General features: G+C 65.0%; 14 protein-coding genes. 8 read left to right on the forward strand and 6 right to left on the reverse strand.

Annotated elements, in window-relative coordinates; all coding sequences use genetic code 11:
• Nucleotides 1-5 precede the first annotated feature (5 nt).
• Both ACE10X_RS05550 and rnhA read left to right on the forward strand, forming a co-directional pair.
• Nucleotides 6-986 carry a homoserine kinase gene (locus ACE10X_RS05550; RefSeq protein ID WP_038386169.1) on the forward strand — a complete coding sequence of 327 codons (981 nt, stop codon included), beginning with the start codon at nt 6-8 and terminating at the stop codon, nt 984-986.
• Nucleotides 983-1,435: a ribonuclease HI gene (gene rnhA, locus ACE10X_RS05555; protein ID WP_038386181.1), complete on the forward strand. Its 453-nt coding sequence runs from the start codon at nt 983-985 to the stop codon at nt 1,433-1,435. The genes ACE10X_RS05550 and rnhA overlap by 4 nt, the downstream gene beginning before the upstream one ends.
• Before the next feature lie 276 nt (nt 1,436-1,711).
• Here the strand turns inward: rnhA and ACE10X_RS05560 are convergent, their stop codons facing one another.
• The 6 genes from ACE10X_RS05560 to ACE10X_RS05585 form a co-directional block, all read right to left on the reverse strand.
• Nucleotides 1,712-2,197 (reverse strand): peroxiredoxin, encoded by a 486-nt coding sequence (locus tag ACE10X_RS05560; protein ID WP_028342598.1) that lies wholly within the window; start codon nt 2,195-2,197, stop codon nt 1,712-1,714.
• Between the two features lie 108 nt (nt 2,198-2,305).
• A complete protein-coding gene (locus ACE10X_RS05565) occupies nt 2,306-2,863 on the reverse strand; it encodes a DUF924 family protein (RefSeq protein WP_038386170.1) in 558 nt (185 codons plus the stop codon).
• Between the two features lie 22 nt (nt 2,864-2,885).
• On the reverse strand, nt 2,886-4,568 hold the full coding sequence (locus tag ACE10X_RS05570; RefSeq protein WP_038386171.1) for a long-chain fatty acid--CoA ligase: 1,683 nt from the start codon (nt 4,566-4,568) through the stop codon (nt 2,886-2,888).
• Between the two features lie 177 nt (nt 4,569-4,745).
• Entirely contained in the window at nt 4,746-6,146 is a 1,401-nt protein-coding gene (locus ACE10X_RS05575) for a D-alanyl-D-alanine carboxypeptidase family protein (protein WP_244435875.1), read from the reverse strand.
• 248 nt (nt 6,147-6,394) lie between these two features.
• Complete coding sequence (locus ACE10X_RS05580) at nt 6,395-8,173, reverse strand: glucan ABC transporter ATP-binding protein/ permease (protein ID WP_375764076.1); 1,779 nt, start codon at nt 8,171-8,173, stop codon at nt 6,395-6,397.
• Nucleotides 8,174-8,472: 299 nt separating this feature from the next.
• Nucleotides 8,473-9,483 (reverse strand): ABC transporter substrate-binding protein, encoded by a 1,011-nt coding sequence (locus ACE10X_RS05585; RefSeq protein WP_375764077.1) that lies wholly within the window; start codon nt 9,481-9,483, stop codon nt 8,473-8,475.
• A 310-nt stretch (nt 9,484-9,793) separates the two neighbouring features.
• On the opposite strand from ACE10X_RS05585, the gene ACE10X_RS05590 reads away from it, so the two are divergent.
• The 6 genes from ACE10X_RS05590 (at nt 9,794) to ACE10X_RS05615 (ending at nt 13,972) form a co-directional block, all read left to right on the forward strand.
• Complete coding sequence (locus ACE10X_RS05590) at nt 9,794-10,228, forward strand: hypothetical protein (protein WP_038386174.1); 435 nt, start codon at nt 9,794-9,796, stop codon at nt 10,226-10,228.
• Nucleotides 10,229-10,346: 118 nt separating this feature from the next.
• Nucleotides 10,347-10,742 (forward strand): phosphoribosyl-ATP diphosphatase, encoded by a 396-nt coding sequence (gene hisE, locus ACE10X_RS05595; RefSeq protein WP_038386175.1) that lies wholly within the window; start codon nt 10,347-10,349, stop codon nt 10,740-10,742.
• A 69-nt stretch (nt 10,743-10,811) separates the two neighbouring features.
• Nucleotides 10,812-11,393: a YqaA family protein gene (locus ACE10X_RS05600; protein ID WP_038386176.1), complete on the forward strand. Its 582-nt coding sequence runs from the start codon at nt 10,812-10,814 to the stop codon at nt 11,391-11,393.
• Nucleotides 11,394-11,447: 54 nt separating this feature from the next.
• On the forward strand, nt 11,448-12,053 hold the full coding sequence (locus ACE10X_RS05605; protein WP_080583426.1) for a hypothetical protein: 606 nt from the start codon (nt 11,448-11,450) through the stop codon (nt 12,051-12,053).
• A 174-nt stretch (nt 12,054-12,227) separates the two neighbouring features.
• Nucleotides 12,228-13,199: an NAD(P)H-dependent flavin oxidoreductase gene (locus ACE10X_RS05610; protein ID WP_375764078.1), complete on the forward strand. Its 972-nt coding sequence runs from the start codon at nt 12,228-12,230 to the stop codon at nt 13,197-13,199.
• On the forward strand, nt 13,199-13,972 hold the full coding sequence (locus ACE10X_RS05615; protein ID WP_038386178.1) for a thioesterase family protein: 774 nt from the start codon (nt 13,199-13,201) through the stop codon (nt 13,970-13,972). The genes ACE10X_RS05610 and ACE10X_RS05615 overlap by 1 nt, the downstream gene beginning before the upstream one ends.
• The last annotated feature ends 154 nt before the right edge of the window (nt 13,973-14,126 follow it).

The following is a 14,126-nucleotide window of genomic DNA, read 5'->3' on the forward strand; positions in this document are numbered from 1 at the left end:
ACCATATGGCGGTCTACACCGACGTTGCCGCCGAAGACCTCGCGGAATTCCTCAAAAGCTACGACATCGGCGAACTGCTCTCCTACAAGGGCATCGCCGAGGGCGTCGAGAATTCGAACTTCCTGCTGCACACCAGCCAGGGCGCCTACATCCTCACGCTCTATGAGAAGCGCGTGGCGGAGGACGACCTGCCGTATTTCCTGTCGCTGATGGCCCATCTCGCCGAGCGCGGCGTGTCGTGCCCGCAGCCGGCGCGCAACCGCAAGGGCGAGGTCACTAGCCGGCTCGCCGGCCGGCCCGCGGCGATCATCAACTTCCTCGAGGGCGTGTGGCCGCGGCGGCCGAACGTGGCGCATTGCTCCGGCGTCGGCGAGGCGCTGGCCAAAATGCACGTTGCCGGCCGCGATTTCCCGCTGGTCCGCAACAATCCGCTGTCGGTCGCCGGCTGGCGGCCGCTGTTCGATCTCGCCGCCGCGCGGGCCGACAGCGTGCAGGCCGGATTGCACGACTTCATCGCGCGCGAGCTCGATCATCTCGAAGCCGCCTGGCCGACCGATCTGCCGGTCGGCGTCATCCATGCCGACCTGTTTCCCGACAACGTCTTTTTTCTGGGCGACAAGCTCTCGGGCCTGATCGACTTCCCGTTCGCCTGCAACGACATCCTGGCCTACGACGTCGCGATCTGCCTCAACGCCTGGTGCTTCGAGCCGGATCATTCCTTCAACGTCACCAAGGCGCGCGCGTTGCTCAACGCCTACGGCCGCGAGCGCCCGCTGTCGGCGGCGGAAGAGGCTGCGCTGCCGTTGCTCGCGCGCGGTGCCGCGATGCGTTTCCTGCTGACGCGGCTGGTCGATTTCCTCAACGTGCCCGAAGGCGCGCTGGTGCAGCCGAAGGACCCGCTGGAATATGTCCGCAAGCTGCGCTTCCAGCAGAACGTCGCGAGCCTGCGCGATTACGGCATCACGCCGGCCGGGTGCGCGGCGTGAGCGACAAGCCGCATGTGATTGTCTTCACCGATGGTGCCTGCTCCGGAAATCCGGGGCCGGGCGGCTGGGGCGCGATCCTCCGGTTCGGCGAGGTCGAGAAGGAATTGAAGGGCGGCGAACCGCACACCACCAACAACCGCATGGAGCTGATGGCGGCGATCTCGGCGCTGGAAGCCCTGAAGAAGCCCTGTGTGGTCGATCTCACCACCGACAGCCAGTATGTCCGCCAGGGCATCACCGGCTGGATCCATGGCTGGAAGCGCAACGGCTGGCGCACCGCCGACAAGAAGCCGGTCAAGAATGTCGAGCTGTGGCAGCGCCTCGATGCCGCGCTGAAGCCGCATGAGGTGCGCTGGCACTGGATCAAGGGCCACGCCGGCCACGCCGAGAACGAACGCGCCGACGAGCTGGCGCGCGAGGGCGTGGCGATGGCGAAGTTGAAGAGTTAGGGTGCCGCTTGTTGGCTGCGTAGCTGCGTAGGATGGGTAGAGCGCAGCGAAACCCATCATTCGTTCCGCGGCACCAAGGCGATGGGTTTCGCTGCGCTCTACCCATCCTACGAAGCCGCGACCCCGGCTATCACCATGCCCATGACTGTCATCGCCCGCGAAAGCGGGCGATCCAGTATCCCAGAGACCATGGTGATTGAAACGAGAGGCCGCGGCGTACTGGGTCGCCCGGTCGAGCCGGGCGACGACAGCTATGTTTGCGGCGAAAGCGTCGGCTCAGAGCTGCCCGAGCAGCGTGTCGCCGCCGGAGACCTCGACCTTGCCCGGGGCGGGCTCGAGGTTGAGCTTCTTCACCACGCCGTCCTCGACCAGCATCGAGTAGCGCTTGGAGCGGATGCCGAGGCCGTTGCCGGAGGCGTCGAGCTCCATGCCGATCGCCTTGGCGAAGTCGGCATTGCCGTCGGCGAGGAATACTGCTTCGTCGCGCTGGTCGGTGTCGCGCTTCCACGCGTTCATCACGAAGGCGTCGTTGACCGAGACGATCGCGATGGTGTCGACGCCCTTGTTCTTCAGGGCATAGGCGTTGAGGAAGATGCTCGGCAGATGCATCTTGTGGCAGGTGCCGGTGTAGGCGCCGGGCACGGCGAACAGGGCGACCTTCTTGCCCTTGAAAATATCGTCGGTGGTTTTGACCTGCGGACCCTCGGCGGTCATCACGCGAAACTTGGCTTCCGGCAGCTTGTCGCCAACATTGATCGTCATCGTTGTTCTCCCTCGGTGAAGCGGAACTGTCTTAAACCTGGCTACAGCACGGCACAATACGGGCTCGCCGAAGAACGGCAATGCCCGACCGTCGTCACCGTTCCGTCATCAGCCGGAAAACCCGCCGGCGTCGAGAAAGGCCTTCTCCTCGGCCGTGGTCTGCCGGCCCAGCACGCGATTCCGGTGCGGGAAGCGGCCGAACCGGCGGATGATGTCGGCGTGGTCCTCGGCATATTTCAGGTTGTCGGGATGGCAGTCATATTGCCGGAACAGCGTCACGCAGCGCTGCTGGTCGTCGAGGTCCTCCGAATGCTCGAAAGGCAGATAGAGGAATTCGCGCAGCACCGGGGCGGTCCGCGCATCGACGCCGTGGTCGATGGCACGGCTTGCAACCTCGCGCGCCAGCTTGTCGGTGGAGAAGGTTCTGGCGTCGCCTCGAAACAGGTTTCGCGGAAACTGGTCGAGCACGATGGTCAGCGCCAGCGCGCCCTGATCGCTCGCCTCCCATGACGACAATTCGCCGGCAGCCGCCTTCTGCCAGGTGGCGAGGAAGCGGCTGCGGATCTCGGCATCGAAGGCGTCGTCGTGCTTGTACCAGCGGTCGCGGCCGGCATTCCGCCAGAAGCCAAGCACGTCAGCCGGCGTCGCGAGGCTTGCGTCAGACATCGAACGTCAGTCCACTCACGCCTTAAGCCGCGGCCTTCTTCTCGTCGCGCAGCTCGCGACGCAGGATCTTGCCGACATTGGTCTTCGGCAGGTCGGTCCTGAACTCGATCTGCTTCGGCACCTTGTAGGCGGTGAGCTGGGTGGCGCTGAACTTGATGATGTCCTCGGCGGTGACGTTCGGGTCCTTCTTGACCACGAAGGCCTTCACCGCTTCGCCGGACTTCGCATCGGGCACTCCGATCACGGCGCATTCGAGCACGCCCGGATGGCTCGCGATCACTTCCTCGATCTCGTTCGGATAGACGTTGAAGCCGGAGACCAGGATCATGTCCTTCTTGCGATCGACGATCTTGGTGTAGCCCTTCTCGTCCATCACGCCGATGTCGCCGGTGCGGAAATAGCCGTCCGCCGTCATCACGCGCGCGGTTTCGTCAGGCCTGTTCCAGTAGCCCGCCATCACCTGCGGGCCCTTGGCGCAGATTTCGCCGGCCTCGCCGATCGGCAACTCATTGCCGTCGTCGTCGCGGATCGAGAGCCAGGTCGAGGGGACGGGAAGGCCGATCGTCCCGGAGAACTCCTCGATCGTCGCAGGATTGCATGTCAGGGTCGGCGAGGTCTCCGACAGGCCATAGCCTTCCGACAACGAGATGCCCGTGACCTTCAACCATTTCTCGGCGACCGGCCTTTGCGTCGCCATGCCGCCGCCGTTGGCGATCTTCAGCTTGGAGAAGTCGAGCTTGTCGAATCCGGGCGTGTTCAGCAGGCCATTGTAGAGGGTGTTGACCGCCGGGAAGAAGCTGACCTGGTACTTCGACAGCTCCTTGACGAAGCCCGCCATGTCGCGCGGATTCGGAATCAGCAGATTGGTGCCGCCGGCCCGCATGCCCAGCAGATAGCAGGCGGTGAGCGCGAAGACGTGATAGAGCGGCAGCGCGCAGACGATGACCATCTGTTCGACGATCGGCGGCTTCGCCAGCGCCGGCTGCAGCCAGGCGTCGTTCTGCAGCACGTTGGCCAGGATGTTGCGGTGGAGCAGGGTGGCGCCCTTGGAGACGCCGGTGGTGCCGCCGGTATATTGCAGGAAGGCGACGTCATCGAGCGTCAGCGCGGGCTTGTTGAGCTTCAGGCCGCGGCCGGCTGACAGCGCCTCGTTGAAGCCGACGGCGCCGGGGATCGACCAGGCCGGCACCATCTTCTTCACCCGGCGCACCACCAGATTGACGATCACGCCCTTGAAGCCGAGCAGGTCGCCCATGCTGCCGACGATGACGTGCTTGACCGCGGTGTTGGGCAGCACCTTCTGCACGGTGGTGGCGAAGTTCTCCAGCACGATGATCGCCTCCGCGCCGGAATCCTTCAGCTGGTGCTCGAGCTCGCGCGGGGTGTAGAGCGGATTGACGTTGACCACCGCAAAGCCGGCGCGCAGGACGGCGGCGGTCGCGACCGGGTATTGCAGCACGTTCGGCATCATCAGCGCGACCCGCGCGCCCCTCTGCAGGCCCTTGCTCTGCAGGTAGGCGCCGAGCGCCGCCGACATCTCGTCGAGCTCGCGATAGGTGATCGCCTTGTCCATGCAGATGAACGCCTTGCGATCGGCGAATTTCTTGAAGCTCTCTTCGAGCAGTTCGACCAGCGACGAATATTGCGTGACGTCGATATCGGCGGGCACGCCGGCCGGATAATGCTTGAGCCAGATGCGCTCCATGATGGTCAATCCCCTCTCTCAAATTTGGCTGATGTCCCGGATTGCTTCCGGGTTTTCCGACGTTTGGCCGCGTTATTTCAGGCAGTATTGAGCGATGCCGCGGCCAATGGCAAGCCGCTGCGCGTTATCGACGCATTGGGGGAAATGACGGTCGGAAAATGACGGGCGGGCGCCCTGCTAGCCGGCCGGCTTGGCGTCGGCTTTCGGCTTGTCGGCAGCCTTGGGTTTGTCGGCCGCAGTCTTGGGCTTGGCAGCCGGCTTTGCCGCCGCCGGCTTGCCGGCAGGCTTTGCGGCGGCGGGCTTGTCCGCGGCCGACTTCGCAGCTGCGGCATCCGGCTTGGCGTTGGCGTGACGCACGGGCTTGGCCGCCGGCTTGTTGTCCGACTTGGAGGCGCTCTTGGCGTCGGCCTTCGCGTCATCGGCCGCATCGGGCTTCTTGCCCGCGACGCGGCTGTGCTTGCCTTTGGCCCGCTTGACCGGCTGCATCTTCTCGGTGTCGGCCTCGACCGCGGCGATCAACGCAGCACCGGTCTTGGTCGGCCCCGTATAAACCACGACCGGTTCGGAGACCGCCGCCGGCTGCGCCAGCATGTCGGCCGGCTTGGTCGGCATCGCGGCCTGCAGGCCCGAGGCGAAGAAGCTGACGCCGCCGTCGCCGTTGATGCTGGAGCTTCCGGCGCTGGCGACGGTGTCTTCGGCGTCCTCGTCGCTCGCGGGCCGCTTGTGCTTGGGGCCGCACATCTCCTCGCGCAGGTTCGGCGGCGTGGAATCGATCGGCACCAGATTGTCGACGGTGCCGAGCGAGGGCCGCAGCCACGCCAGCCCGTTATTGGCGAAGCCGCGATCCAGGAGCTGCGCGGCGCGGATCGCGCGCATGCGGCCCGAGGAGGCGCCGAGCACCACGGCGATCAGCCGTTTGCCGTCGCGCGTCGCCGACGCCACGAGATTGTAGCCGGAGGCGCAGATGAAGCCGGTCTTGAAGCCGTCGGCGCCGGGATAGCGGCCGATCAGCTTGTTGAAGTTCTGGGTGATGCGGCGGCCGAAGCGGATCGAGGGGATGTGGACGAAATACTCGTATTCCGGCAGGTCGCGGATGATGGCGCGGGCGAGGATCGCCATGTCGCGCGCCGAGGTGATCTGGCCGTCGGCCGGCAGGCCGTTCGGATTGACGTAGCTGGTTTGCGTCATGCCGAGCTTTTGCGCGGTCTGGTTCATCATCCCGGCAAAGCCGTCGATCGAACCGCCGAGGCCCTCGGCCAGCACCACGGCCATGTCGTTGGCCGACTTCACCAGCATCATCTTCAGGGCGTTGTCGACGGTGACCTGGGTGCCGGGCCGGAAGCCCATCTTCGATGGCGACTGCGACGACGCGGTCGGCGACACCGTGAGCAGCGTGTCGAGCGAGACGCGGCCGTCCTTGACCGCCTTCAACGTCACATAGGCCGTCATCATCTTGCTGAGCGAGGCCGGGTACCACGGCATCGTCGCATTATCGGCCTGCAGCACCTTTCCGGAATCGGCCTCGACAACCAGCAGCGCCTCGGCTTGCGCCATTTGCGGCGCGGCGACGGCGAGCATCGCAACGGCCAGAATCCATTTCAATGATGGGCGAGGAAGGTGCACGAATCCGGTTCCGGTCCTTTGAGACCCGCCTTGAAAAAAGGAGGTCTTGCGATTGTGACGTACGGGTTTCAAGCGTGTCCGGCGCCGCATTGCGGCAATGCAAACCCTATACCGGCTTGCCAGCAGAGAACAGAGGCCGGGGAATTATATCGTGGACGAAATCGGCTGAATTTCGGCAGCCGCCTCAATTGGAAAGGCGGGAATTATGGTGTCTCGATGCCGGCGCGCCCCTGTTCCTGGACCATGAACTGGGCCCGCGCGAGCTCGGCAAAACGCCCGCCTTTCGCCACCAGTTCATCGAAAGTTCCGCTTTCGATCACCCGCCCCTGGTCGAACAGCAGGATGCGGGTGGCGTGGCGGATGGTGGAGAGGCGGTGCGCGATCACGAAGGTGGTACGGCCCTTCATCACTTCATCGAGAGCGGCATTCACCTTGGCCTCGGTGACGGCGTCGAGGGCGCTGGTGGCCTCGTCGAGGATCAGGATCGGCGGATCCTTCAGCAGCGCACGCGCGATCGACAGCCGCTGGCGTTCGCCGCCGGACAGCATGCGGCCGCGCTCGCCGGCATGGGTGTCGAACTTCTTTTCGCTGCGCTCGATGAAATCCAGCGCCTGTGCGCGCGCCGCGGCGGTGCGCAGCTCCTCATCGGTCGCGTCGGGCTTGCCGACGCGCAGATTGTCGGCGAGCGAGCGGTTGAACAGCAGCGCCTCCTGGAACACCACGCCGATGTTTCGACGCAGCGCCGTCAGCTTCAGCGCGCGTATGTCCATACCGTCGATCCTGATGATGCCCGATTGCGGATCGAACGCGCGGTGCAGCAGCGCGATCGCGGTGGATTTGCCGGCGCCGGTCGAGCCGACCAGCGCGATGGTCTGGCCCGGCAGGGCGGTGAAGCTGAGATCCTCGATCGCCGGCCGCTTGCCGTCATAGGAGAACGAGACGTCGTCGAACTCGACGAGGCCGGACAGCCGTCCGGGATCGACCGCGCCGGGCCGGTCGCGCACCGCCGGCACCGCATCGAGCACGTCGAAGAACTCCTGCAGGCGCGGCGCTTCCATGAACACGTTGTTGATGAAGCTCACCACCTGCTCGAGCTTCTGGATCAGCATGGTGGCGAATGAGACGAACATCACGATCTCGCCGACCGTGGTGAGGTCCTGGTTATGCAGCGCGATGCCGACGGTGAAGATCGCAAGCACCGTGATCGTGGTCGAGGCGCGCGTGATCACGGTGACCAGCGCCCACCATGACAGCACCGGCATCTGCACCGCGAGCAGCTTGTCGGCGACGTAGCGCAGGCCCTGCACCTCGGAATCGATCCGCACGAAGCTCTGCACCAGCGCGACATTGCCGAGTGCGTCCGAGGCGCGCGCCGAGAGGTCGCTGTAATAGGCCTCGACCTCGCTCTGCATGCCGTAGGTCTTGCGCACCACCAGCGTGGTCAGCACGGTGAACACGACGCAGAGCCCGAACAGCAGGATCGCCAGCCGCCAGTTGATGTAGAGCGAAAGCGGCAACAGCACGATCAGAGACATGATCGCGGCGAAATGCTCGCGGAAGAAGCCGAGCCAGAGCCGCCACAGCGCGTCGGTGCCGTTCAGCATCACCTTCATCAGCCGCCCGGAATGGGTGCCGGAATGGAAGGTCAGCGGCAGCTGCAGGATGTGCTCGAAATAATCGGTCAGCACCGCCTGGCGCTGGCGGTGCGCCAGGCGGTCTGCCTGCAGCGCCACGATCGCGCTGCAGCCGATCGTGAACAGGCCGAACGCCGCCCAGGCGACGAGCAGCGGCCATGCCGAGGAGGTCGCGAACAGTCCGGTGACCGGCCGGCCCGACAGCACGTCGACGATCTTGCCGAACAGCACAGGCTCGGCGAATTGCGCGCCGGCGAGCAGCACGTTGGCAATGGCCAGGATCCAGCCGAGCCGCGCCTCCTTGCCGAGCAGTTCGAGGACGCGGGTATAGAGGCGAAGCATGGACATGCCGGCGGCACTCGTAAGCGGTGGGCGCCCGGTCAGGCGGGATGCAATTTAATCAGGGTTCGCCAGCGAGGGCCAGCGGTGACAGCGCGTCATGCTCAGGGTGACGGGCTGAACAGTGGTGCAACATATCCGCTGTCGTCCCTGCGAAAGCAGGGACCCATAACCGCGGGCTTGGATCGTTGAGGAAGGCTGGAGCCCCAGCGCTACGTAACAATGGCCTTCGGTGGTTATGGGTCCCTGCTTTCGCAGGGACGACACTGAGCGTTGGTGCCGCTCGTCAGTCATCCATTCGCATGCTCTCAATTCACCAGGCGGGCGTCGATCGGCGGCAGGAAAGCCTCGTCGAAGATGTCGGCGGCGTGCGGCCGCTTCTGGAATTTGAAGTCCTCCGCGAGCTGGTCGACCGAGCGCTCGAAGCGCTCCGCCTCGATGCCGCCGATGCCGTCGCGCTTCACCTCGCTGGTCAGGATGTTGTCGCGGATGATGGCGTTCAGCCGCTCCAGCTCCAGATCGCGCGAGCCGCCATCCATCCGGCTCGCGACCTCGCCGGCGGCGCGGGCCGGATCCTTGACCGCGAGGTTGGTGCCGCCGATCGCCGCGCGCACGAACCCTTTCACCGCATCCGGCTTCGCGGCGGCAAGGCGCGGGCTGACGATCACGGCAAAGCCGTAGGCCTCGCAGCCATAGTCGGCGAAGCGCAGCACCGCGAGATCGTCGGCGGGCACGCCGCGATCGCGCAAATTGATCGCCGAGAGATAGGAGAAGCCGGTGACGGCATCGACTTGGCCGGCGGAGAGCATCGGCTCGCGTACCGCGGCGCTGATCGTGCTCTGCTTCACGCTCGACAGCTTGATGCCGTTCTGCTTCGCGACCGCGGGCCACAGCCGGATCGAGAGGTCGCCGTCGGCGACGCCGAGGCTCTTGCCCTGCATGTCGGTCAATGTCCGGATGCCGCGGCTCTTGCGCGCGATGATCGCATAAGGCGCCTGGTTGAACAGCACGAACACCGCCTTGACGGCGGCCGCGCCAGGCTTGTCGCGAAAGCGGATCAGCGAGTTGATGTCGACGAGGGCGAAATCGCTCGAGCCGTCGGCGACGCGCGCGATGGCATCCGCCGAGCTGGTCGCGACGTTGGTGCCGACCGCAAGGCCCTCGGCGCTGAACAGGCCGCCGGTCGACGCCATCACGAATGGCGCTGCGGCGGCATCAAGCGGACGGTCGAGCGTGAACTGGATGGTGAGCGGCGGCGGCAGATCGCTGGCGCGCAGCGGCGTCAACGCCGGCCACACGCCGCCCGAAAGGCCGATCATGCCGGCCAGTATCCAGCGGAGAACGGTGGTCCGACTTACCTGCATCATGACATCCGGGAGGCGAGACAAAGTGCCGCGCCGGCGCGCCTGCTTCATGACATCGAATGCGCCAGAGCAAGCATCAATTTCAAGCGTTATTTGCAGGCATTTTGCCCCAGGCAAGGTGAACGGTCGATGACTGCCAAGCTTCGGCTTGCCATGTTTTCACCTCAGGTCGTTCAGCTTGCATTCGGTTTGGGGAACCTAATCTGGAGGCAGTGGGTTAGCTAACCAAGGCCCGTCGGGCCGGTTTCCACAAAGGATGACTGCAATGTTTGCGCGAAAAGGTGTTTTTTCGTCCATTGGCCGCGCAGCCACATTGGCAACGGTTGCCGCGGTGGCGTTGACGGCCGTCGAGCCGACGATGGCATTTGCAGGCTCTGCTCAGACAGGCAAGGCAACCGCTGTGACGACGTCACAAGGCACGAGCGGCGCGACCGACATCAGTGCCCGCCGTCGCTACTATGGCGGCGGTGGCGCAGCCGCTGCGGCTGCGTTCGCCGGGATCGTCGGCACAGGTCTCGCGATCGCCGCAGCCCAGAGCCGCCGCGACTATTACGACTCCTACGGCTACTATGGTGGCCCGGGCTACTACGGTGGTCCCGTCTACTATGGTGGCGGTCCGGTCTATTACGGCGGCGGACCGTACTATGGTTACCGCGGCTATTACGGGCGGCGGTCGCAACTGCCGTATCAGCCGTACTGACCGCCGTCGGCGGTTCTCGGAACTGTCACAAAGCATCCGATCCACCGGCCGCGGGCCGGTGGATTTTTTCGTCGTCGCCGTTAACACGCTGGCGACGCGTTTCGACTAGGCTCGAAGCATGAATGATTCGATCGAGCGGCTTTACCAGGCGGTGATCGCGGCCAAGGATCTTGATCCGGCTACGTCGCGCACGGCACGGCTGTTCCAGCGCGGGCCGGCCAAGATGGCCAAGAAGCTCGCCGAGGAAGCGATCGAAGTCGTGATCGACGCCGTCAGCGGCAAGTCGGATGCCGTCATTCGCGAAAGCGCCGACCTGTTCTACAACCTCGCCGTTCTCTGGGCGTCGGCCGGCGTGAAGCCGGAGGATGTCTGGCGCGAGATGGAGCGGCGCGAACGGCTGCTCGGGATCGCCGAGAAGCTGCCGAAGTCGCCGGTCAAGCTGCCCAAACCGGCGCCGGTCCCGGTGGTTCGGCGCCGAATTGTCGCGCTGGAGAACCGGCTGCGCAAACGGTAGCCGTAAATCAACCAAATTCAGCTCAATCCCGCCATGGACAAATCCGCTCCATGATGGTTCATCGCGCCCATGTTGAAACGGACTTACGACTGGTGCGTCGAGGCGGCCGACAAGCCCTATGCGCTGTGGATTCTCGCGGCCGTCGCCTTCGCCGAGAGCTCCTTCTTTCCGATCCCCCCCGACATCATGCTGCTGCCGATGTCGCTGGCGCGGCCGAAGCGGGCGTGGTGGTTCGCCGCGGTCTGCACGGCAGCGTCAGTTGCCGGCGGCGTGCTCGGCTACGCGATCGGCGCGCTGCTCTATGACTCGCTCGGGCAATGGCTGATCCATCTCTACGGCCTCTCCGACAAGGTCGACGCGTTCCGCGCCTCCTACGCCGAATGGGGTGCCGTGATCATCCTGCTGAAGGGACTGACGCCGATCCCCTACAAGCTCGTGACGATCACCTCGGGCTTTGCCGGCTACAACATCTGGCTGTTCATCCTGTGCTCGATCGTCGCGCGCGGCGGCCGCTTCTTCTTCGTTGCGGTGCTGCTCAACCGCTATGGCGATTTCATCCGCGCCGAGCTCGAGAAGCGGCTCGGCCTGTGGGTCGCGATCGGCGCGATCGTGCTGGTGCTGGGTTTTGTTGTCGCATTCAAGTTGATCTAGCGACGGACCGCTTGCGGCTTTGCCTGCGCGCGGCTTCGGGTTACGCTTGCCGCGATGGCTGATGGAATCGCGGACCTGCTCGATCCTGCCGGGCTCACGCTCGTCAGATTCACGCGTGCAAAGGCGCGCATTGCGCTGGCGGGTCTTGTGCTGTCAGGTCTTGTGCTTTCGGATCTTGCGCTGTCGATGACACTGATGACCCTCGACAGCAGCTGGGCCCAGACAGCGCCGTCGGCGCTTGGCGTGCAGTCGCCGGCGCAGCAGCCGATCCCGCCTCAGCAGCAGATCGAGCTGCCGCCGGCGCCGGTCGAGCGCGAGAATCCCGGGCTGATCAACGAAATCGGAAAGCTGTTCGAGAAGTCGAAATCGGCGTTGCCGCCGCTGAAGAGCCCCGGCGAGACCATCAACGACCTGTCGAACATCGCGCGCCCCTCGACGGTGGTGACCGGACGCGCGGCCTGCGTGTTGGCCTCGAACGGTGCGCCGGACTGCAAGATCGGCGCCGACCGGCTGTGCCAGAGCAAGGGGTTTCGGGAAGGCAAGAGCATCGACACCGACGCCTCCGAGAAATGCTCGCCACTGGTCTATCTGCCGGGCCACAAGCGCGGCCCGAACGACTGCAGGACGGAAAATTTCGTGACACGGGCCGTCTGCCAATAGCGGCGACCAAGCCTTGCGTCTGGGATGCCAGGCGCTTGCGAAAACACGGTTTCAGGATGAGGATTTGTCATCCTTTTTGCAGCGCCAAAACGCAATCCTTGACACTGGAAAGATTGCCTTGTTGGTATGACGGTCAGCATTCGAGACCAACCAACACTTGAGGATCCGCTTCCAATGTCCATGCCTGCTCTGTTCAAGGGCCGCCTGTCTCTTCCCGTGATCGGGGCGCCGCTGTTCATCATCTCCGTGCCCGACCTCGTTATCGCGCAGTGCAAGGCCGGCGTGGTCGGCTCGTTTCCGGCGTTGAACGCGCGGCCACCGGAGCTGCTCGACGAATGGCTGTACCGGATCAAGGAAGAGCTCGCCGCCTATGACAAAGCGCATCCGGAGCGGCCATCGGCGCCGTTCGCGGTGAACCAGATCGTGCACAAGTCGAACAACCGGCTCGATCACGACATGGCGCTTTGCGAGAAGCACAAGGTGCCGATGATCATCTCCTCGCTCGGCGCGCGCGAGGAGCTCAACCAGGCGGTCCATGGCTGGGGCGGCATCGTGTTCCACGACGTGATCAATCAGAAGTTCGCACACAAGGCGATCGAGAAAGGCGCCGACGGCCTGATCCTGGTCGCGGCCGGCGCTGGCGGTCATGCCGGTACGCTGTCGCCGTTCCCGTTCGTGTCGGAGACGCGGCAGTGGTTCGATGGGCCGATCGCGCTGTCGGGCACCATCTCCAACGGCCGCGCCATCCGCGCGGCCCGCATCATCGGTGCCGACTTCGCCTATATCGGCTCCGCCTTCATCGCGACCAAAGAGGCAAACGCGGTCGAGGGTTACAAGAGCATGATCACCAATTCGTCCGCCGAGGACATCGTCTACTCCAACCTGTTCACCGGCGTGCACGGCAACTACCTGAAGCCGTCGATCGTCGCGGCCGGCATGGATCCGGAAAACCTGCCGACCTCCGATCCCTCGAAGATGAGCTTCGGCACCGATTCGTCCGGCGAGCGCGCCAAGCCGAAGGCCTGGAAGGAGATCTGGGGCTCGGGTCAGGGCGTCGGCAGCATCTCCAAGGTGGTGCCTGCAGCCGAGCTGATCGCCCGGTTCAGGAAAGAGTATGAGGAAGCGATCGATCCGGCGCTTGCCTGATGGAGCCGATCTTTCGCGTCGACGGCGACCGCGTCGTCACCAGTCCCGATGCCGCGGGTCCTTGGGATCCTCGGATGCAGCATGGCTCCGCACCGGCGGCGCTGGTGGTGTGGGCGGCCGAGGCCATTCCGACGCCGGTGCCGATGCGGATCGCGCGCGTCACCATCGACCTGATGCGCCCGGTGCCGGTAGCGCCGCTGACGGTCTCGAGCGAGATCCTGCGCGACGGCCGCAAGATCCAGCTCTGCGGCGTCAGGCTGCTTGCCGACGGTGTCGTGGTCGTTTCGGCCAGCGTGCTGAAGATCAAGCAACAGGCGGCCGAGTTGCCGCCCGACGTCGCCGCGCTTGCGGTCGATCTGCCGGGCCCCGACGAAAGTATGATCGAGCCGGGCAACCTTGCGAACAGTCCGTTCGTGAAATGCATCTCGATGCGGGCCGCGCGCGGCCGCTTCGGCGTGGTGGGACCCGGCGCGATCTGGTTCCGCGTCGAACGCCCGCTGATTGCGGGCGCCGCCGTCTCGCAGGCGATGCGGGCAGTGGTTGCCTCGGACTTCTCCAACGGCACCTCGCCGGCGCTCGATTTCAGCCAATGGACCTTCATCAATGCCGATCTCTCGGTGAGTCTCGCGCGCGAGCCGGTCGGCGACTGGATTCTGCTCGACGGCCAGTCCTGGATCGGGTCCGACGGCGCCGGGCTTGCAATGTCGCGGCTCGCCGATCAGCGCGGCTATTTCGGCCAAGCGGTCCAGAGCCTGGTCATCGAACGGCGCTAGCTCGGGCTATGTCTCTTCGACCTCCCCTTGAAAAGGGGAGGTCGCTTTGCTCGCCAGAGCGAAGCGGGTGGGGATCAGCTCTCTCCACTTGCGGCATCGCCCGGGGCTGCCCCCCATCCCGACCTTCCCCCTTTCAGGGGGGAAGGTGAAGTCC

It is taken from the genome of Bradyrhizobium sp. Pha-3, from assembly GCF_042258325.1.
GTDB classification, from domain to species: Bacteria; Pseudomonadota; Alphaproteobacteria; order Rhizobiales; family Xanthobacteraceae; genus Bradyrhizobium; species Bradyrhizobium elkanii.